The 19925-nt window shown below is 58.1% G+C and carries 12 protein-coding genes and 4 pseudogenes; 5 read left to right on the forward strand and 11 right to left on the reverse strand.

The window, feature by feature from the left end; translation table 11 throughout:
* Positions 1 to 33: 33 nt before the first annotated feature.
* Positions 34 to 1145, reverse strand: a protein-coding gene (locus tag FXB40_RS25315) for an IS3 family transposase (RefSeq protein ID WP_148774874.1) whose coding sequence is annotated in 2 segments (ribosomal slippage) — positions 34 to 890 and positions 890 to 1145 — 1113 coding nt in all. Because the reading frame shifts where the segments join, the coding sequence is not laid out codon by codon here.
* Positions 1146 to 2514: 1369 nt separating this feature from the next.
* Between FXB40_RS25315 and FXB40_RS25320 the strand changes: the two are divergent.
* Together FXB40_RS25320 and FXB40_RS25325 are read left to right on the forward strand one after the other, a co-directional pair.
* Positions 2515 to 2891, forward strand: a pseudogene (locus tag FXB40_RS25320) (SDR family NAD(P)-dependent oxidoreductase).
* A 292-nt stretch (positions 2892 to 3183) separates the two neighbouring features.
* Positions 3184 to 3864: a class I SAM-dependent methyltransferase gene (locus FXB40_RS25325; RefSeq protein WP_148774875.1), complete on the forward strand. Its 681-nt coding sequence runs from the start codon at positions 3184 to 3186 to the stop codon at positions 3862 to 3864.
* Positions 3865 to 5271: 1407 nt separating this feature from the next.
* Here the strand turns inward: FXB40_RS25325 and FXB40_RS25330 are convergent.
* Positions 5272 to 5364 (reverse strand): annotated as a pseudogene (locus FXB40_RS25330) (DUF892 family protein); the annotation flags it as partial.
* 103 nt (positions 5365 to 5467) lie between these two features.
* Between FXB40_RS25330 and FXB40_RS50460 the strand changes: the two are divergent.
* Positions 5468 to 5669, forward strand: a pseudogene (locus FXB40_RS50460) (ABC transporter substrate-binding protein); the annotation flags it as partial.
* Complete coding sequence (locus FXB40_RS25335; RefSeq protein ID WP_148774876.1) at positions 5587 to 5853, forward strand: hypothetical protein; 267 nt, start codon at positions 5587 to 5589, stop codon at positions 5851 to 5853. The pseudogene FXB40_RS50460 and the gene FXB40_RS25335, both read left to right, overlap by 83 nt.
* Positions 5854 to 6390: 537 nt before the next feature.
* On the opposite strand, the gene FXB40_RS25340 is transcribed toward FXB40_RS25335, so the two are convergent.
* Both FXB40_RS25340 and FXB40_RS25345 read right to left on the reverse strand, forming a co-directional pair.
* Entirely contained in the window at positions 6391 to 7128 is a 738-nt protein-coding gene (locus tag FXB40_RS25340; protein WP_187437129.1) for an outer membrane protein, read from the reverse strand.
* Between the two features lie 220 nt (positions 7129 to 7348).
* A complete protein-coding gene (locus FXB40_RS25345; RefSeq protein ID WP_148774878.1) occupies positions 7349 to 7663 on the reverse strand; it encodes a hypothetical protein in 315 nt (104 codons plus the stop codon).
* A 709-nt stretch (positions 7664 to 8372) separates the two neighbouring features.
* On the opposite strand from FXB40_RS25345, the gene FXB40_RS48105 reads away from it, so the two are divergent.
* Complete coding sequence (locus FXB40_RS48105) at positions 8373 to 8510, forward strand: hypothetical protein (RefSeq protein ID WP_187437130.1); 138 nt, start codon at positions 8373 to 8375, stop codon at positions 8508 to 8510.
* A 525-nt stretch (positions 8511 to 9035) separates the two neighbouring features.
* Here FXB40_RS48105 and FXB40_RS49335 read toward each other — a convergent pair.
* From FXB40_RS49335 to FXB40_RS25390, 7 genes and pseudogenes are all read right to left on the reverse strand, one after another.
* A pseudogene (locus FXB40_RS49335) lies at positions 9036 to 9257 on the reverse strand (ISL3 family transposase); the annotation flags it as partial.
* 164 nt (positions 9258 to 9421) lie between these two features.
* The gene (locus tag FXB40_RS25355) at positions 9422 to 9772 is read right to left on the reverse strand and encodes a hypothetical protein (protein ID WP_246207930.1); all 351 of its coding nucleotides are present in this window, start codon (positions 9770 to 9772) and stop codon (positions 9422 to 9424) included.
* Positions 9773 to 11034: 1262 nt separating this feature from the next.
* Complete coding sequence (locus FXB40_RS25365; protein WP_148774880.1) at positions 11035 to 12063, reverse strand: LLM class flavin-dependent oxidoreductase; 1029 nt, start codon at positions 12061 to 12063, stop codon at positions 11035 to 11037.
* A 217-nt stretch (positions 12064 to 12280) separates the two neighbouring features.
* Positions 12281 to 13357: a histidinol-phosphate transaminase gene (hisC, locus tag FXB40_RS25370; protein ID WP_187437135.1), complete on the reverse strand. Its 1077-nt coding sequence runs from the start codon at positions 13355 to 13357 to the stop codon at positions 12281 to 12283.
* An 861-nt stretch (positions 13358 to 14218) separates the two neighbouring features.
* Entirely contained in the window at positions 14219 to 15151 is a 933-nt protein-coding gene (locus FXB40_RS25375; protein ID WP_246207932.1) for a branched-chain amino acid ABC transporter substrate-binding protein, read from the reverse strand.
* Positions 15152 to 15747: 596 nt separating this feature from the next.
* Positions 15748 to 16467, reverse strand: a complete 720-nt coding sequence (locus FXB40_RS25380; protein ID WP_187437131.1) for a MerR family transcriptional regulator — start codon at positions 16465 to 16467, stop codon at positions 15748 to 15750.
* Between the two features lie 2305 nt (positions 16468 to 18772).
* Positions 18773 to 19717 carry a LysR family transcriptional regulator gene (locus FXB40_RS25390; protein WP_148774883.1) on the reverse strand — a complete coding sequence of 315 codons (945 nt, stop codon included), beginning with the start codon at positions 19715 to 19717 and terminating at the stop codon, positions 18773 to 18775.
* Between the last annotated feature and the right edge of the window lie 208 nt (positions 19718 to 19925).

Genomic DNA, 19925 nt, shown 5'->3' on the forward strand with positions numbered 1-19925 from the left:
TAGAAACTGACCTGCTCCCCAATTTGCCCCCGTTTATAAGGAGAGTCTGTTCTGGGTTTGGCCCCTGTTGGGGCGGGTTGCAAACTCGGTCGGTGTGAGCCCGTTGAGGCTCGTGTGCGGTCGGTTAGTGTTGTAGTCGATCCTCCATTCTTCGATGATCTGACGAGCCTCGTTGAGATTGGCGAACAGGTGCTCGTTGAGACACTCGTCGCGCAGACGGCCGTTGAAGCTTTCGACAAAGCCGTTCTGCATCGGCTTGCCGGGTGCGATGTAATGCCATTCGATCCCGAGCTCCTCCTGCCAGGCCAGGATCGCATTCGAAGTGAACTCGGTGCCGTTGTCGCTGACGATCATGCGCGGACAGCCGCGTGTCTCAATGATCTGATCAAGCTCACGCACTACACGCAACGCGGTGAGTGAGGTGTCGACGACCAGGCCCAGACATTCCCGGGTGAAGTCGTCGACCAGAGTCAGGACGCGGAAGCGCCGGCCGCTGGAGAGCGTATCCATCACGAAGTCGAGCGACCAGCGCAGGTTCTGATCCTGCGGGATCGCCATCGGCGCCCGAGTGCCCAATGCCCGTTTGCGGCCACCACGTTTGCGCACGGTCAGCCGCTCCTCCTTGTAGAGCCGGTACAGCTTCTTCCGATTGATCCGGACCCCTTGCCGAGCCAATAGCAGCCCCAGGCGACGGTAGCCGAAGCGGCGACGTTGCGACGCCAATTCCTTCAGCCGGGCTCGCAACGGACCATCGTCCGGCCGTGTCGAGGCATAGCGATAGGTCTTCGGCTGCAGGCCAACCAGCCTGCAGGCCCGCCGCTGCGAGTAGCCCTTCTCATCCACCGCCCAGGTCACAGCACGTCTCCGCAAGCTGGGCGTCAGAAGTTTTTTCCGAGCATCTCCTTCAGCGTCGACGCATCCAGCATCGATTCCGCCAGCAGCTTCTTAAGCTTGCGGTTCTCCTCCTCCAGGGCCTTCAGCTTGCGGGCGTCGGAGATCTCCATCCCGCCATAGCGCGAGCGCCACTTGTAAAACGTCGCATCGCTGATGCCGTGCTTGCGGCACAGATCGCTCGCCGACATTCCGGCAGCGTGCTCCTTCAAGACCTTGATGATCTGCTCTTCCGTGAACCTGCTTTTGCGCATCGTCCGTCTCCTCGGTGGAGAACAGAACCCTAACTCAAAACCGGGGGCGTTTCAGGGGAGCAGGTCAAAACAGACCGGTAGCAATCCGCCCGCCGGAATGAAGAGCCACCGAACTTCATTACTTTGACTGTCATAATGAAATGACCCCCGGTCACGTTTTTAGGAGACGCGGCGTTTCACGCGGCGTGTTTGCGATTGATGTGCCTGCTCGGCTAGTGGCACATTACCGAGGAGCAAAGGTACATGCACCTACCAGGGCCGGGAGTATTATTCGTCCCTCGTCGGTTGAGAGGTAAGCATCCGGTTAGGCTTTCAATTTCCCACATCTCGTACTTAGGATTTGCATCTGTTGAATCGTCTGTGATTCTGTCTGTGACGCCGATTCGCGGAGGCGTCACAGATGAGCGAAGACACGGGAGCCGGCGCTGCAGTCTTCACGAGCTGATCGCGTAGGCATGGATCGCCAACGCCATGCGGCTTCGGCTGCGTTAGATGGGCACTCAGACAAGGCGCAGCACACTCACATGGGCTGACACCAGGCCCCTAGTGGCCATCAGAATCGGTCACCGTTGCTATCTCAATATGGACAAATCCGTTGTTTGGCTCGAGTCAACGTAACGAGTCTGCATTATTGATGCCGTTCGTGTCGGTCGCCGAATCGTCCTGCAGGTCAGTAAGAGACCCGCGGCGTGTCCTTCCAAGCGCAGCAGTGTCGGCGCAATCATCACGATGGATCTGGCGGGCGTCATCGGCCCCTTCTTGAATTTCTTGGAGAGGGACAACACGAATGCTGCAATGCTTGCCCTCGTCGAGGAGGCGTGTATTGCTGGAGAAGTACGCATACCGGGCCGCTCTTGTTGAACTTCCGACATTGCGGGCCTCAATTAGACATAGATGTGCGAAAACATACCAAAAACGTGATCCAGGTTATCTCTTTGCGTGTCGCTTGAACCATCTGCCCCTACGATAGGCGTGGTGTGACATAAAAGCTATCGGCGCTTCTCCGCATCCATGCAATGTGTCGCTTACGACCCGCTGTGCGGCCGAAACGAAGGACCTTAGACCCCAGCATTGAAATCGCTATCTGGTTTTGACGCAAATCGGGCGGACAGTAACCAGATTAGATATCGGAGCGGAGGCTGCGCGCATGAGGTGCGCATAGTGGGCGCCGTGCGCCGAGCGCAGCCATCCAGTTATCAACGCGCATTTTTTTTCCACTCCACTCCACTCCATTCCACTCCACGCTGGCACGGTCCTTGCCAATTCGTGTCCGATAACTGTCAGCAGCGGTGTGCGCATCGACGCGCAGCGGCATATAGCAACCGACATACTGTGTCGTCGGCGATCGTTGTAGAACTAGTGTTTGGGCTTGACGCATAGGGCAGTAGCGGCACATCAAGTTGCCGTCGGAAGGGGCGGCAGCCACATTCATCTCCTCTCGGTCGGCTCATCATTTGCCTTCCGAGACCGCGGCTACAGCGCCTTCTGCGCTGCAAAGGGTGGGTTGGCTGCTCTTTTGAAACAGCATGCGACCGAATTGGCGCCGCACCGCATCACCGTCATTGGCGTCGCTCCGGGGAGGTCCGCTCTCACAAGAACGAGAAGGCTCTCGACGATCCAGCCTCATTTCAAAGAGCTACTGCTGACATTCCGCTTGGGCGATTAGCTACACCCGAGGATGTAGCGGGGGCCGTGCACTTCTTTGCGTCATCCCTCTCTAGGTTCGTAACCGGTCAAATCCTCTAGATCGATGGCGGCCTCACCGCCAGCACATAAGCGGACGATTTCCAGGAAGGAGACGATCATAAAATCAGCTCTGCTTGATTATGGCTGCGCATCATTCTCACCCCGATTGTTTACCACGTCGCGAGTCAACGTGGTTGCGATGTCGGTGATCCGTGCAACGGTATCTGCGTGGCGCCTACAGCCGAGCTTCAGAACGTGTCTGGGCTATTCTCGCCGGAAGCGGCGTGACGGCGGCGATCGCGCAGGTCGCCGATGCAGTGCGAATGGTTTCTCGCGCGACTGGAGAAGATCGATGAGCGTTGGCGGCCCTGATGTTCTATTTGATGTCAATCATCCTCGGCTTAGCAACTACTGCGCGTATCGGCAGTCGGTTCAGACACGCCTACTCCACATCCTTCGAGAGAATCCGGGCTGCCGATTTCTTGAGATTGGCGTAGGACCGATCCTGAGGCAGGAGCAGTTCAAGTCCATCGATGAGCTTCGCATTGAATATGTGGGCTTGGACTTCAAACATATTTGCGCCAAACATCGGATCGACTTAGCTGCCGCTAGCATCGCTAACCGAAACATCCGGTTTCTGGGAAACGTTGTAGGCACATACCTGTTCAACCTGATCAGGTTGATGAGGCATGGGGAGGCGTTTGACATCATCTATCTCGATGGCAACCATTCGATCTATGTCGATCTAGCGGCTGCCATCGCAGCAGTACGGCTCTTGAAGCCCCGAGGCCTTCTCCTTTTCAACGACGTGAGGTTCGTATTCGGACAGACAGAATTGAACCAGAAGACTGCTCTTGCGGACATCGCGAAGACCAAGGAGCTAACCGAAGATGAGGCCAACGAGCCTCACGTCACGATCATCATCCGCGAGTATCTGATTCCAATGTTTAGTTTTGCGGTGGTGCGGTCGTGGTCAGATCCTGATTGGATCGTGCTCAGAGCCCCAAGTTCCGCTCCGTGGCTACGGATATGATGAGTCTCACGGGCCGGCAGGCCGATGATGTCTACGTCTGATCGTGGACTATCTTGGTGGGCCCATGCAGGTATGTGCGAAGTTGCCTTGTCAGCGTGGTTGCGCTGTGGTTTGGCCCGTCACACACGCGACAAAGGAGATTCCATACCTTTCGCGGAGAAGATTGCTAAGGATGCGGCAGAGCGTAAGATCGTCGTTGGGAGAGAAGAACGTCGCGGTACCTTCATTCTTCCACGTCAGTGCTCCGTCCACTGGCTGCCGTGGTTAGTTTTCCTTGAAAAACTCCGCTTCAGGCTCGAACCGACTGAACGTCGACGATAAGCCTGAATCGGCTTGCTGCATTTGACAAGGGGCGCACTGCCTCATCCAGAATGTTACTGGACAACTTCTCGCCGATGATTGGGTCGGTGCCATCGAATTGGTTCGGGGGCGTCTATGGCGGGAAAGGTCAGCATGGGCGCGCGGCGGGAGGTGGTGTCGGCCTAACGGAGCGTTACAGGTCGGCCAAACGAGCGGAGAAGGGGCGCATCCTCGATGCGCTATGCGCGACGGTGGGCTGGCATCGCAAAGATGCGGCGGGCGCACTTGGGCGGCGCGCAAAGGTTAAACCGGGGAAGGTCGAAGCCCCCGGAGAGCGCAAGCGTAGACATGGCGCTACGATAAAGGACCCGAAAACGGCGTTATGGGAGGCGTCGGATCGGGTCTGCGGCAAGCGGCTCAAGGTGATGATCCCGACCTTGCTGACGGCCCTCGAGCCACATGGCCGACTGCAGCTTGGGCAGGTGGACCGCGACTTTGCTCTGGCGATCAGTGCTGCTAGCAGTGACCGCCTGCTCGTCGACGTGAAGCTCGCGGCGAGCGGCGGCAGCCGGGCTCCGCGCCGGATTCATTTCGGCAATCCGGCGCGAAGTCGCGTCCGCGCGTTCATGATTGGAAGAGCCCGCCGCCCGCCCTCTGTGAGGTCGACATGGTCGCCCATGGCGGCACGTCGGTGGCTGGCTCGCTCATCCAGACCCTGACGATGGTCGATGTCGCCACGGGCTGGGCGGAGTACCTGTCATTGGTGACGCGGGAAGGTTAGCTGGTCGTCGAGGCGATCAACCGCGCACAGAGCCTGTTCCCTTGGCTTTTGCGCGGCGTAGACTTCGACAATCATAGTGCCTTCATGAACTATGTCGTGTCGTTTTCGCTCGCCCCACACTTCACCGCCGCGAGGCCTGCACGCATGCCGCCTTCAACATAGGAAGCCCCGTGTTCCGGAAATATTTCGGTGTGGTGCCGTCTTCGATCCACAAGGGGGAGCAGGGCGCTGTTGCCGTGGACGAGAACTAGGCGCGCCTCACGTTGCGGCTCGTCGCGGCTTGCCGGACGGTCGAAGCTGCAATCGACGAACTGGCGAAGCGGCTCAGCCTCCTCCTCGTCCAGCGTCGCCTGAAGCAGCCTCGCCGCGTCCGCCATTCCGAGCTGTTCGGCCCAGGTGCGCAGCGTTCCGTAGCGAGATCCTCGCTAACCCACCTTACGCACCTTCCCCGGTTACGCCATCGAGCGGCTGGTCGAACGGCTGGTAATTGTCCTTGGTGATGACCGTCGGCTTCAGCACGCTTCGCGCGTCGCCGGCTATTTTGCAGGCTCCGACCTGTGGGCCCTATGCCCGGCCCGCGGATGCGCGCGAGCGCGAGCTCCTCAAACCCTTTGCCGCACAGATCCCGCCGGACATCATAGATGGCATCTACCGGCTTCCCGTCAGTGCCATGGTGTCGCGAACAAAAGCTCGAAGTCACGCGCTCGCGCGCGTACAAGAAGAACGGTCAAGCATTCGTCGAGCAGAAGAATGCTGCTCTTGTGCGTCGCCTGATGGAGTATCCCCGCTTCGATGGCGTCGAGACGGCGCACGTGATGGGCCGCCTCTATGCGGCGGCAGGGCTGTACGTCAACGTCTATCAGCCGTCGTTCAAGCTGAAGGAGAATCGACGCGAAGGGCTAAAGTAATCAAGCGCTATTCCCCCATCGACGCCTATGAGCGACCGTTGTCGCATCCCAAGGTGACTGCAGCCGTCGGAAACGGCTGCGCGCTCAGTATCGTTCGCTCGATCCGGTAGCGTTGTTGGCCGAGATTCGCGCACCCCAGGACGATTCGGCAATCGCGCCGATCGTCGTGCCGGCCAGACGCGCGGCCTGCAATGCGCCAGCACGAGCTCCGCGCCGAAGGACCGCAGGCACTTTCGCGAGGATGCTCGGCAAGACGGTGACTTCGGCGCGCCGCGTGCCACGCAAAGGCGGCTCGTCGGCCCAATAGAGCCAGGGTTTGCATGCCATCCAAGCTAGACGCGCACATTGCCATCGCCGGACGCAACCTGTCACAATCACTGTGCAGCGCGCTAGCCCAGGAGAAGGGTTTTGCTTGATGCAGCAAGCGCGCCCTCCCGAGAAAGCATTAGGTCGAGTATGGCTTCTGTAAAGCAGACCAACAGGTCCAAAAACCCCGGCCTACGGCCGGGGCTTTCGATCCGCCGTTTGAACGACAGATTAATATTTGAGAAGAATCGGACCGCCGAACTTATAGTTGAGCCGTGCAGTCAGAAGATTGAAATCCTGGCGGATGCGCTCGGTCCCACCAGCGGGCGCGGCGACAGTCACCGTGGCGGGCTGCATGAATAGGTGATCGTACTCGAAGCCAACCGACCAGTTCGGTGCGAACCCGTACTCGATGCCGGCTCCCAAAGCGCCGCCCCAACGAACGTGCTCGCTGTTCCCAAGCTGCGCGCCCGTGAGGGTCGAGCTGATCTGATAGGTGTTGCTCGTGACTGCCGCGCCGCCTTTGGCGTAAAGCAGTACGTTGTCGAAGGCATAGCCAATCTGCCCTGTCACCAGGCCAAACGCATCAATCTTGGTCTGGTTGGCATCCGAAAACGCGACGCTGACATTCGAGCCGGTCAAATCAGCCCAATTTCCCTGGCCTTCAACACCAAGCACGATCTGGCCTATCTGCCATCGATAGCCGATCTGGCCACCAATGGTCACGCCGGTCGCGTCATGACAGCCCTCGGACGTGCCGCCATTGAAATCCCAGCAATTCGAGCTAGAGCCCAAGCCACCGTTCATACCGAGATAGTAGCCGCTCCAGTCGTAGATTGCAGCCGCGACAGGCTGCGGAGCTATGGTGTAGAGAGGTTGGACGGGCTGCGCAGCCAGATCCGCGCCAAATGCGGGCGCCACCGCGTCAAGCGCCACAATGCTCACAGTCGCGAGCAACAAGTTCTTCATTTCTACTCTCATGTCTTGAGTGCCTCCGAGCCACTCGTGCGTCTTAACAACGTCCGCGCGAATTGCTGTAACTGCATCGCAACATTCGCGCCCAAAGGAATGTTCGAACCGAACGCTGCGTCAGGTTGCGGCATTGCAGATCATCTCCAACCGCGTCGCAGTGTTCGGTCGCGTGCGAACACGGGTCGCTTAGGTGTTGACGAAAAGCGGGCTGCTGATCTCAGCGGATTAAGCGCACCGCAAGCCAGATGATACCCAGCCACACCGCAACCAAGAAGAGCAGAGCGCTTTGCAACGTCCTTGCTCTTATCCTGTCGCGCCATCGAAGGAGCTGCGATGAGCAACCGGTGAAGCGCCGACCCCGTACAACAGCTATCACTTCGTCATAATCAGTGAACCGGAAGTGAGAGCGATGTTTGCGAATATACGCCAGCCGCTCAGTGGGTGAGAGGCACTGTGCCCATGCTTTCCATGCCTCGTCATCAAAACGCGCGCTATTCTCAACGAGTTCGGCGAGGCGCTCGTCAGGCTTCATGATGCATCCGCTGTTCTGACTATCGGGATCGAGTTCTACGAAGGAAGCCTCACCTACGAAACCTCTCCGTTTAGGTAGGCGAGTTAAACGAATCGAACTCGCCAGGACGCATTGGTCCCGGTCAGCGCGGCCTTGATCTTGACGCGAGATGAACATCGGAGTCGTTGCGAGGGCTCTGGATCTCTCCTTTCGCCCGGTGCAGAACGGGGCGGGCATCGAAGCGCTGTAGATCCACTAGCTTGTCGACGCTGCCGCCGTGCTCGCCGTCGCATTCAGTTCAAGCGCTAGCTCGCATGCCAGACATATCTTCTCCGAGGTTCGCACCAGCGCTGATTAGAGGTCGGTCTGGCAATTGCTTTCGCACATGCTAAGATCGCACAGATGGACGTTGTCAGGCCGGGGGCGTTTGCAAATCCACCACCGCCGACCTGATGATCCGTGAACGGCCGACCCGCGGTCTTCATGGCTCAGCATCTCGGGTCAGATCGGCGATCAGTCACACGTTACACCGTGCTGTTGGGACCGACTTAAGGTGAGCACGCGCGTGGCCTCCACTCCGCCTTGCAATTCTTTGCTCGACGAACTGGCGGTGAAGGGCGTTCTCCCTCGCGGGGCGGACCGCAATTTCCTTCTTTGAGCAAGGCCGAATGCAACGTTAGGAACCACGGCGTGCGGGAACTCGGAGCGGCGGCGGAGCAGAAGTGCCGGAATGAAAGAGAGCACCATAGCGCCGGGCGCGCTCACGTCGCTTGCGGGAACGCCAGCTGCGCACACCGTAGCCCAGTCCAAAGCCGCCAAAAAAGATCATAGTGAGAAAAAAGAGTGCTGTGGTCATCTGGATGTCTAAACCGGAGGATTGCTTGATGTGTTACGTCACACTCCCGCCATCGGTGGCTAACTAGTTGGTCGGCGCGAGGCGGCGGATGCCTCGTTCCTACAACGTGACGCTACGTACGATTCAAGTCCCTTCGGCTACTCCCAGCCAAAATCTATTCTAACTCGAGGTGGCCTGCAGCAGCAGTGGGCGCGAGCCAGGCGTAGTCTGCAGATGCCCTGAGCGGCCCACGCCGTGATCGTTGCAGGAAACGAGATTCGTTATGGGCTGATACCCGTGGTTTGGTCAGAGTGTTGCGCTTCTCTCGGCCGCTTGCCCCACCCGCCCTGGGCGGGACGAAGAAGACGTTCGGCGGCAGCTGAAACGTGGACGAGGCTAGCCATCTCGCTACGCAGGACCGGCGTGCTGTTAAGACGCCTGGGCTATTCGCGTCGGGCAGCGGGCAGGCGGCCGCATTGTGGTGCAAGGCGTACCGGAGTCATCCTCTGAAACCGAGGGCCTAAATTAGGCTCTGACGCTATTTTGGTGCAGCACCGGTCATGTGGAGCCGATTACCCGAGCCTGCCGCAAGTCGAGCTTGGCGCGCCCGCACATTTGGCGCTTAACCAGTTCGAGTTTGGTGATCTGGCCTTCGGTCTGCCCGTTGGACCAGGACGTCGTAATCGCTGCGCTGACGGCGGCTTTGTCCTTGATGACGCCGTTGGCGAAAGATATGACGAGGCTTGCGCTTGCTCGTTCCAACCATGGTTCTACCTCTCCGTGAGCCCTCTTTGCGGATCATCGCAGATTCATCAACTCCGAGGTGATGTCGCTCCATTCCAGGAGCTTCAAGGCTCCTCAGGAGCTCAATCGAAGCGCTTCGGCTAACATCAACAGTGCACAGCCAAGTGTTGCGGCAGGCAATGGGTGGAACGGCGCATGGATCAATGCATCTTGCGATTAGCGCTGCAGATACCGACTCGGCTAAGCGGATCCTGAGTGCGGCGCGGCTCGCTGGTGATCAACATTTTCGTTGCGAAATCGAGCGACCTGAACGCTCGGTCCCGGACCGCCTGCGGCAAATCGGGAGTCGCGTCGATCGCAGCGCGCGCGTCGCTCATAATCTTGTCTTTTGCGGAAACAAGCTTTGCATCTAACATTACATGAAGCGTCTCTCGAACGTCAGGTGAGATTGAGCCGTCTCCATCGATCAATTCTCGAAGTTTCCAAAACATACGCTCGACGGCTACCATAGAACCGAGGACTGACATCAGTCTTGGTGACATCATTGCCATCTCCTTCTCCAGCCAGAGCCTGGCGACCATACAGCGAAATCAGATCTGTTCCCGTTTGACACCGGCGCGCGCGGCGCCCCTGAAACAGTGGAATGACTGGGGTGCAATTTCTCTGCCAGGGGCGTGAGACGCAGGTTGCTCGGGGAAGCTCGCAAAGCGTGCGATTTGCGAGCAAGGCATTTATCTTTCCTGTTCTCCAGGCCGTAACCCGGGCGCGTGTGGTGGCTCACGTCGAAAAACCGACATGGAGGGTGGTTCTTTTTGCCACAAACCGCCAGCGGCACCGGAGTTGGACTTCTCCTGCCAGGCGTCCAATGCCTTTCCGCTTGTTCACTGGGATCGCTCTGTTAACCAGGCGGAATTGACTGAGTGATCCCCGGTCACGCAACGGTGGTCATCAGATACCCATTGCTCGGGGCGCCCACGCGTTTTGTGATTGCATGGGTACATCGAGATTGAGCCTCCCGATCTGGCGACGGCGTGTTGGCGTGCGCTACGTTGACCTCGATCGATCTCTTGAGTCTCCATCGGCCGTCTGGTCGAGCTCAGAAGAGATGCTAACTTAAACGCACATATCATTTCTCGTGCCGGAGTCCGTATCTCGGATTGATTCACTCCGTCTCTCATACTGTCCTCGTCCCTGCACGGCTATGCTGTGCAAACCGTGCATTTCACCCACCACCGGCCACCGCGTTTCTCCGCGCGTAACTTGCCGCGGCGGATCCGAGAGAGCACGGCCTCGGGGCTTATGTGGTTCATCACTGCGAACCGCTGAACAGTGAGGTAGTCCTCATCGAGAGGTCGCGGGGTGCTAATGCCGTGCGCGGCCAGCAGAATGCGCAGCGAAGCCAATTCCGCCAGTACGATCTCGAGCTTACGCGCGATCTCTTCGGTCTGAGCGGAGCGCTGCCGGGACCGCGTCACGACAGGCCCGCTCGGGCGATAAGCCACACCTCGGATTCGTGTAGAATGGGATCGACGAACCAGCGCGCCAAAGCGGAACGAGCGTGAGCCGACTTACCTGCCCAAGCAAACCACTGCTCGGGCAGTGTAAACCCGCGCAAAATGAGAGGCAGGTCATTTATTTCCATTGAGCCTCCTGTTCGGTGATGTAGTCGAATGGGTACCATGCGCCTAAAAGCCAATTGAACCATGAGGGACGCCTGATGGATATGCATTCGGCTGCGGCACTCATTGGCCTCGGTGTGGCCATTGATTGCCGGGTCAAGGGCGAACTTATTGGAAACGCTGTTGGGCCACCGTCAGCGCTCTGCCGCTATGAGCTCGGAGTGAATCGCAGTTGCGGTGTTGAGGCAGGCATGCAGTGTCAGAGATCCGAAGGCGAGCTGGCAAAGAAGATAGTTGGCCCCTGCCTCTTCCAGATGATCGAGAAGAGTTTGGCGCACCGAAGCGCCCGTTCCGACAACGCACAGTTCACTGTCGATTGCGGCATCTAAGGTTAGGGGCAGGTTGGGTGGAGTCGGGATGTCATTGAGCTCGTACAGGAACTTAAAGCTTTTGAGCCATGTTTCGTAGGCTGGCGTGGCGAGGGAACGGGCGGCTGCTTCAGAGCTGGCAATTACGACCATGCGGAGCAATGCGAGAAATGGTGCTGAACCGCTGGCGTTACGCTCCGCGTTTCGATGAGCGTGATAGCGATCGGTGACCTTGCGAACGGCAGAAGAAGGCCCCATGCACGCCAGATTTGCGCCATTTGCCGCCGCCCAATGAGCGGACTCTGTTCGATTTGTAGCAATCCATGTCGGGGGACAAGGACGCTGGTGAGGTGAAAGCGTCAAGGGAACGTCGCTCAGCGCAAAATGTTGCCCTTGGTATGAAAGCGGGCCGCCATTCATCGCGCTAACGAAGATTTGGGAAGCCTCCTCGTAACGGCTCGAGGCAACGTCGGCTCCAACCCCAAAATAGCTCAGCTCGATCGGTAGGGAGCCGCGACCAAGTCCGACCTCAACCCTGCCGCTGCTCAGGTGATCCAACATGCAGATCTCCTCGAATGCACGCAGCGGGTGATAGAGGTTGAGCAGCATAACCAATGGACCAACGCGAAGTCGCCGTGTGCGTTGTATGACACTCGACAGAAACAAGTTCGGCGAGGGGCCCCTTCCATGCGGAGTGCAATGATGCTCCGCCAGATGATAGGCATAGAAACCGAGCCGGTCGTAGGCCTCCGCCAGCGCGAGGCGGTCCGCGTATTGCCGGGCGATATCGCGGCCGTCCTCGTCAAGATGATCAAAGATGCCGCAGGTCAGGTTTGAGGGAAGAACATTTCTCACTCAGTTATCTCCTAGGTAGAGAGGACCGGAATCGCCGGGTTTCGGGAGGTGCAAGCGGCGCTCGCTGGCAATGCGCTGCATAGGCTGCGAAGCCGTTCTCAACAGCTCGTAATGCGCTGACTGGATGAGAACTGACTCCGGCTGCGTCGCGAAGCTGCATCAGACGTCGTCCGGATCGATCACGAACGGGGATCCGTGACATGAGTGGAACGCGCCACTAGCCACGGCATCCCACTTTCTTAAGAATGCTGCCGACAGCCGGAAGAAAAGCATCCATCTGGCGCTTTGTACCGATGCTAACCCGAATGCACTCTTCCAGGCCGGCATCCGGAAAGAAGGCAACAAGGACTTTGTGGTCTTCCAACGCCGCCTGCCACCATCTGCCACCCTGGCCTACGGGCACACGAGCGAGGAGGAAATTCGCGTGGGAAGGCGTGACAGAGAACCCAAATTCTGAAAGGGCGGCCGCTACGCGCTGCCGCTCAAGCCTGACGTGGCGATGGTTCTCCTCGTAGGCGTCGCGATGCGCAAGGACGCTCATGCCCACCGCATGAGCGACCACATTCATGTTGAAAACATTCTGGATGTTGCGAAGCCGCCCAATTAGCTCGGGATGGCCGAAACCGAAGCCGACGCGAATGCCAGCGGCGGAATAACTCTTGGAAAACGTGCGCAGGACCAGAAGATTCGAATGGCGCTCAACAAGGCGTAGGCCGTCCTCAGGTGCGAAATCGACATAAGCTTCGTCCAAAACGATCAATCGGTCAGATCGTATAAGGAGGCGTTCGATCTCAGCAAGCGGAACAAAGGTTCCGGTCGGATTGTTCGGATTGGCCAGCAGAATGAATTTGGCATGTTTAGCCGCACCGAAAAGCAGCTCGTCCATCGGCAAGCAGTCAGGTTCAGACCAGGGAATTTCAATGAAGCGGGCCCCTTGCAACATGGCAAGCTTGCGATTGAATGAGAAGCCGGGCGACATCATTGCAACGCCGTCCCCCGGGGCAAGAAAGGCTCTGTAAATGAGACTGAGGAGTTCGGACGATCCATTGCCAGCCATCACGCAATCAGTTGCAATGCCATAAGCAGCTGCGGCCGCTTGTCTCAAGCTGACATTGTCGTCTTCCGGATAGAGGTATTGCAGCTCAAGAGCTGCAATTGCGCTTCGCATCACTATGCCCGGCAAAGGAAATGGGTTCTCATTCGTGTTCAGTTTCACGCAACCATTGTCCGGGGTGGGCCGCCCGGACGGCAGAGCATCCAATTCGCGAGCGACCGGCGAGAGCGAGGAAAGCATAGCTTGCAGTTTGGCATCCAATTTGGTGTTCTCCTTTTTGTCGACGCGAGCAGTTGACGGCGATCATCGAGCCTACGTGGCGGGTGCTATATTGTGAGCCGGGAAGCCCAAGGCGCGCATGAATGTGAATGTTGGGGGTTCAATAGGCGGGCTTAGATCTAAGCGCCGCACCGGATCAGAGTCCGTCTCAAAGTCCGGTAGCGATCAGCACGGATCAGGCGTCGCACGGCGTTATCCCAGCGAATACCTGTTTCCAGGAGGGGATGGAACGCCACATCCACTCGGCCGAACAGCGCTGATAACCCTTGGCTTGAACTCGCGCAATCCGCAGACAAACTGCGCGCGACTGACATCTTGCCACTAGCTACGTTCCTTCTGAAGAAGCGCTGACAGCTCACTGCCGAGAGCGAGGCGCGCATCAGTGTGCCTAGCTTGAAGAAGGTACCGATGTTCGTCGGTCTTACGAATGCGAAAGTGGTGCTCACTGCAGTGGCACCAGGCGAATCGGAACGTACTCTTCGGACGGCCGTACGGGCGCGCATGACAGCTGTGATAGCATTGCCGCGAGGACTAGAAATGCTGCGACTGCGGCGACTGCGATGCACGTGAGCAGCGCGTAATCGCTATGTCGAAGATGGTTCATCATTCGAACGCTCCGTGCGGTGTTGGGGCGGGCGATCAGTTCTGCTCGACCGCTTCCACGGTATTGTCGCGCCAGCGGTAAACGATGAAGCCAGGAGCGGCATTGTCTCCCTTGGAGTCGACTCGAACCGTGCCAATGGCCGTTTCGATTGACTTTGAGCGTAGGGCAGCAGCGACCCGCGTCGCGTCGAAGCTGCCGGCCCGTTTGACCGAGTCTGCTCATGCTTGAACCGCGGCATAAGCGTAGAGCGTGTAACCTGCGGCAGGTATGCTCGAACCCTTGACCTTGGCGACAGTGGCTGCCCCTGCGGCATTCTTCGTCGGGTCCGGCATAAAGGTGAAGAGCGTGCCGTTTGCGGCGTCGCCGGTAATGGCCAAAAAGTCGCTTGTCGTCAGCGGATCGTTGGCGATCACGGTCAGGCGTGCGACCGCCTCCGCAGCTTGACGCACGATGAGGCCGATCTCGTTGTAATAGCCGCCGATATAGACGATCTGGATTCCCTCTCTCTTCAGTCTCGAAACCAGAGCGGTGTAATCCTTCTCGCCGGCAACATAGCCCTGTCGAAGAGTGTGCTCGCCGGCTGCACGAAGCTGCGATTCAACGATATCGGGGATGCCTTTGCCAGCTGTACTCTTGTCATCGAGGACCGCGAGCTTTGCGCCTTGGTGGTGCCGCACGATGTATTCTGCTGCAACCCTACCTTGTTGGTCATCGCGGCCGCCAACCCGAAACAGCGTGGTTTCGCCACGCTCTGTCAGGCTGGGATTCGTCGAGGCAAGTGAGATCTGAATCACCTCCGCTTCGGCGTATATATCTGAAGCCGGTTTCGACGAGGATGAACAGAAGTGCCCAGCGACAAGCTTGAGCCCGCCGGTTGTCAAGCGATTGGCAACAGCGGCGGCCTGCTTGGGATCGCATGCGTCGTCGGCATCAATCCTCAATATGAGCCTTGTGCCTGGCAGCAGACCCGATGCATTTATCGAATCCACAGCCGCAGCCGCTCCGTCGCGTATCTGCACGCCCAGCGCCGCAGTGCTTCCCGTCACTCGGCCCGCTAACGCAACGTAAACAGCTTTTGCCCAGGCGATCGAGCTCAGGATCAAGGAAAGGAGCGCGGCAGTTACAAGCCTATGAGCGCGAAGAATCGACATGTGAAGCTCCCTATATCGCGCTACGTCTTGGTCAGAGTCGCCGTTGGTACGACGCGGCCACCAGCAGTCCGGCGCAATGATGCTTGAATCGAACTCAGGCTGGTACGAACAGGCTCAAGTTGTTGCCAGGTTATCGGGCGGGCACGGACGAATGGACGTTTACGGGACTGGTCAGGAGAGCGTCCTCTAAGCGTTGACAGTACTCATATCGAACATCCTGCCGGTATTCGGTACACTCGCCTATCTCCTGTGCTCGACCGATGTGTGCCGACGAGGCGCTTGGAAGGCCCGGACGATCAACCACCGGCTTGTTCTCGTCGAGGGCTCTCACCAGCAAGTTCCAGAAGTGATGGCCGATCATTGGAGTCTCTCTCGGTCTAGCCGACGCTCTGTCCGCCCCGTCGCTGCGACGGTGCGTTAGATGGTACAATTTGACGCTACGTGCGAATCAAGTACTTCGATGCTTTGTCGAGGTTGATTTCCAAAATATACAGAGCGGAAGACCCAATGAGTGCCGACAAAGAATTGAAGGGTCGCCATCAACTCATTGGGTTTAGAGACATTCCGACAACCGAGATCGTGCGCAGCAGGGTGCGTCAATTCTGTCCCAGCTGATTTTCTAGCGCGGCGAGGGCGAGATCGAGGTATCGCATGAGGCTGGCATCCCAGCCGGCGAGGTTGTGTGGTTCCGTCAATCGCGTCAGCACCTTGAGTATCATTGAGACAGTCGAATCAACTCCTGCGATCTCGGTCAGGAGCGAACGGGCCTGACGCGCGACCGCAATTGCCCGCTCACTGCACGGAGGCTCGCCCTGATCCATGCAGCTTCGTAGCTCGTCGCGAATCTTCCGCCAACGATCTTCGCGGCTAGCGTTAGAGGCGCATGTGCAGATGGCCGACGGGGTACGCTTCTCAATCCGTGACATTGCATCTAACGTGGCCGGCAGTTCGTCGACACTGACTTGTGTCTCACCTTGCGTCGTCATATTGCGCAATCGGTCCCTTAATAATGTCGTCCGCGCGACTTGAAGTTCAATTCGTTCCAGATGGTTGCGCAATAGGTCCGTGAGAGACGTCCGCCCCTCGATTGCTTTGCGGATCTCAGGAAGTGAGAAGCCGAGCTCACGTAGCGCGCGAATCTGAGAGACGCGTTGTATGCTTTCACGATCGTACATGCGGTGACCGCCATCGGTGCGTTCCGAGACCGTCAACAACCCGGTGTGTTCGTAGTGATGCAGAGTGCGTACCGTTACGCCGGTCGCCTCTGCAAGTTCTCCAATGCGCCATCGGCGCCGTCGTGGTGTGGCGTTTGTCATGGTCCTCAATTTGCAACCTACAACCTGACGCCACGTGAGAATCAAGCTATTTCAATGGTCTAGATGATGCGTCTCTCGCTGCGAACCGCAGAAGGACTGAGAGCATGCTGTTGATCAAGCGGCCGAAACGAGTGCAAGCATCAAGTTCGCTAGCGGTGCCAATTCATCCCTCGCTGCGCGTTGCATAACAAGTCTGGCGATCGCCACGCGATTCTCGCTGGTTCGCATGCAGGTCGGTAAGGATGCGATTGCTTGATCGAAAAGATTTCCTAATTTCGCGAGATCCTCCGGATCGTAGACTCCACTCGACTTGTCCAAGAGCAGGCTCCTTTCATTGTCGCACTCGCGCCGCACGTGGCGAAGCCGTTTGGCTGTGATGGGGCAAAAAGGAGACGAAGCGGCGACGTGCGCGAAAGAATGCGACAAGATGGCTCGCGTGATGCCGTTGTGCAACACGGCGTTTGCTTGATCTCCAAGACCGCGCTAACTGAAACGGTGCAAGTTCTCCTGGATGCTGGCGCAGCGTTGGCCATCTGCTGCCCGATTGGCATGAGAAGCGAAAGCAGGAGCTGGCAGCCCCGTGATCTTGAGACACGGCTTCACGAAACGGCGGACCCAGGCACAGTACTGATCTGATCCGATGGGCCCTTCTTTCGGTCGCAATCCTTGCTGTGATGTCTATCGTCGAGCCGGGCGTTGATTGGTCTATGAACATCGTGGCGCGGCCGCTGGCTCGGCGCCTAGCAGCTTTTGTGACAGTCTGCTAGTCCTGTTGAGATGGCTTTGTGGGCGCGAAGGCGTTGCTCGCGCATGGCCACATCGGGTTTTGGGATGCCACAAGAGGATGGTTGCTCTTAAACGGTGCAAGTCCGCGGCCGCAGAGCGTCGGCGAGAAATGCGGCAAGGCGGGCCTCAAAACCATTCCCGGCATGTATCTCAACGCAAGCGCATCTCGCGCGGCTGGCCACACTTTGCTCGCGGTTGAGGACCGAGCCTCGAAGGATCGCTCCGGTATCCGTTGGACCGTGGAGGCGCTCAAAACGGGCCAACGAGCGTCCCCGGCGCCGCGCGGTCACACCCCGGGGAAACGACGACGTGCCATGGTTCCTACAGCGATAACTCGCATATCCAGACGCATGCCGGATCAGTGTTGCGGAGCGCAGTTCGGTTGTCGAGGTAATGGCTTGCTCGTCCGGAAGCTCAGTCACCCGATTGCATTCTCGAACAGTATCGCTTTGGTGTGCACGCGCTGCACATAGAGGATTTGGGTAAGATAGACGAGTCATGTTACCGCACCGAAGTTGTTCTTCGGGCGCAGCGGTGAGGGGGCCCTAACTGGAGGCTGGCGGCGGCGGCATCGCGTGTGAAACGCGCCACGACACTTTCGAAAAGAACACGACTGTCGCGAGATCCGAAAGGATGACCCAGCACCCACGATCCGATTTGGCTGGATTGAACATGTCGCCAGAGATGGTCAAAGCTGGAGGTGGAGCAGGGCTTGGCGAAAGAGAGCGGCGAGCCATCCCGTGCGCGGACATCGGTACAGTTGCCGTCCTCTCATAATAAACCACTTATCACCGAAACACGCGGAGCGGGACAATGCCGCGAGCTCATGGCCGGTAGATCCAGGTTGATCCTGCGGCGAGCGACTTTGCGGTTGCGCTCGATCATGCGGGAACGAGTACAAAAAGAGTAAGATAAGCGCCGTTGGGATGACGTGTCCCAATCTCCAGCCTTGCGCAACGCCTCTCACTTGCAGGTTCCGGTCTCCCTGCGTTCGGCAGACCAAGCTGGCTCGACGCGAACGAGTGGGCATCGTCCGTGTAGGCCGCCCGCCACCTGGCGACCTTCGGCATTACTTCGGTCGCCGGGACAGTTGCTGGTAAGGAGAATGCCCACTGTCAGGCGAAGAGCGGTGCGGGTGCGCTATCAGCATCCACGTTGCAGCCTCGATCGCAGGTGTTGGTCTAGAACCTGACGCGGTGTGCGATTTAAGGGATTATAGTGCTGAGGCCAGATATCGTTCACCGGGTCGGGTCATTTTCGCGAGCTCTGAACTCAGCTCACGTGGAACGATGCGATGCAGCCGGTCCGGATCAGCGGAAAATCATTGCGGAGCGCCGCCGAGCGAGCTGTATGAGGCGCAAGATCGTCATGGCGCGAGATAAATGGCGCCAACGACCCGATCAAACCGCGCTCAAGCGCGCCAATTTCGACCTTGCCCAACGTCAGCCAGAGGACCGAAGCGTCGAGCCCGGCGTAGATGTGGTTAACCGAGAGCAGGTCGCAAGCGGCCCGAACAATCCTACAACGGGCTGTGACACTGGCTGGTCTCGGGCGGAGAGACCATCGTGGATGCCTCTTGGAAGAATATGTTTCGCATCCAAATGCTTGCGGGGTCAGTATTATGAATGGCGGGCCATTGGACGGCTTCGGTGAATGTGAGAAGTCGCAACGGAGGTTCGACAACCCGCAGGGGCATCGTATTGGCGAAATGGCTGACGAGTCTTGAGGGCATGCTCGCTATACGGTTGGTGCCCAATAGCATAGGCGGAATCATACCAAAACCCTGCACAGCGACCTCGGTGCGTATTTTGAAACCATGCTCGAGCAAGAGCCATTCGCGGAAAGAGGGCCTCAAGAAACGTCCAAATTGAGCTTCCACGTGCCCAATTGACATGTAGTTCTCGAACGTGAGTCGCGACGCTAGCTGCTTGTTCAAGGGGCAGCCCACGCAAACGAAAGTGTCCTCGAACAGTGCGGCCTTTGGATGCGCACTCGACATGAACATCTCCGGATACATCAGAAAATCAACTTCACCGCGCCGGAGAAGCTCATCGGGTTCCTCTGAAGGTGGCAGCAATTCGAAGCAGATTCTAGGAGCCTCCCGCACAACGCGGTCCACGATTTTTCGAAAAAATACGACAGTCATGAAGTCGGACAGGATGATCCTGAATCGCCGATTGGATTGGGACGGATTGAAGTCGTCCGGAGAAATGATGGAGAGCTGAATGTGAGCGAGAGCCTCGCGAATCGGGGCTGCAAGCGCTTCAGCTCGCGGCGTTGGAACCAGTTTTCGGCCCCTCATCGTGAATAGCTCATCGCGAAAGTAAGTGCGAAGCCGCGCGACGGCGGCACTCATGGCGGGTTGACTGAGGTTGATGCTTCTTGCCGCCGAGGTGAGGTTGCCTTGCGTCACCAGGGCGTCGAACGCGACGAGGAGATTCAGATCGAGGCCCTTGAAACGCATGATCCTGAGTGATCCACGGTGTGAATGTGTTCTATCGATACAATCGATTTTACCATTTGTACCGAATGAGGATAGCAAACGATTGTATAGCGAGAAGTCAGATCGACCAGAATGGTTACAAATCGTTGCGCGTCTCAGCCCAGCGCAAGGGATCGATCAAGACGTCTGGACCGTGCGGTCGCAGGTTCGCGCATGTTGCGCAAGCCAT

Origin of the sequence: Bradyrhizobium rifense (genome assembly GCF_008123425.1) — a bacterium.
In the GTDB taxonomy this organism is placed as follows: Bacteria; Pseudomonadota; Alphaproteobacteria; order Rhizobiales; family Xanthobacteraceae; genus Bradyrhizobium; species Bradyrhizobium rifense.

Excerpts from the sequence above, each read along its gene's own strand:
- hisC (WP_187437135.1), bottom strand. The coding sequence starts at position 13,357 with ATGCTTTCCTCGCTCTCGCCGGTCGCTCGCGAATTGGATGCTCTGCCG.
- FXB40_RS25390 (WP_148774883.1), bottom strand. The coding sequence starts at position 19,717 with ATGCGTTTCAAGGGCCTCGATCTGAATCTCCTCGTCGCGTTCGACGCC.
- FXB40_RS25380 (WP_187437131.1), bottom strand. The coding sequence starts at position 16,467 with ATGACAAACGCCACACCACGACGGCGCCGATGGCGCATTGGAGAACTT.
- FXB40_RS25345 (WP_148774878.1), bottom strand. The coding sequence starts at position 7,663 with ATGAAGCCTGACGAGCGCCTCGCCGAACTCGTTGAGAATAGCGCGCGT.
- FXB40_RS25375 (WP_246207932.1), bottom strand. The coding sequence starts at position 15,151 with ATGTCGATTCTTCGCGCTCATAGGCTTGTAACTGCCGCGCTCCTTTCC.
- FXB40_RS48105 (WP_187437130.1), top strand. The coding sequence starts at position 8,373 with ATGAAAGAGAGCACCATAGCGCCGGGCGCGCTCACGTCGCTTGCGGGA.
- FXB40_RS25355 (WP_246207930.1), bottom strand. The coding sequence starts at position 9,772 with ATGGCAATGATGTCACCAAGACTGATGTCAGTCCTCGGTTCTATGGTA.
- FXB40_RS25340 (WP_187437129.1), bottom strand. The coding sequence starts at position 7,128 with ATGAAGAACTTGTTGCTCGCGACTGTGAGCATTGTGGCGCTTGACGCG.
- FXB40_RS25325 (WP_148774875.1), top strand. The coding sequence starts at position 3,184 with ATGAGCGTTGGCGGCCCTGATGTTCTATTTGATGTCAATCATCCTCGG.
- FXB40_RS25335 (WP_148774876.1), top strand. The coding sequence starts at position 5,587 with ATGGCATCTACCGGCTTCCCGTCAGTGCCATGGTGTCGCGAACAAAAG.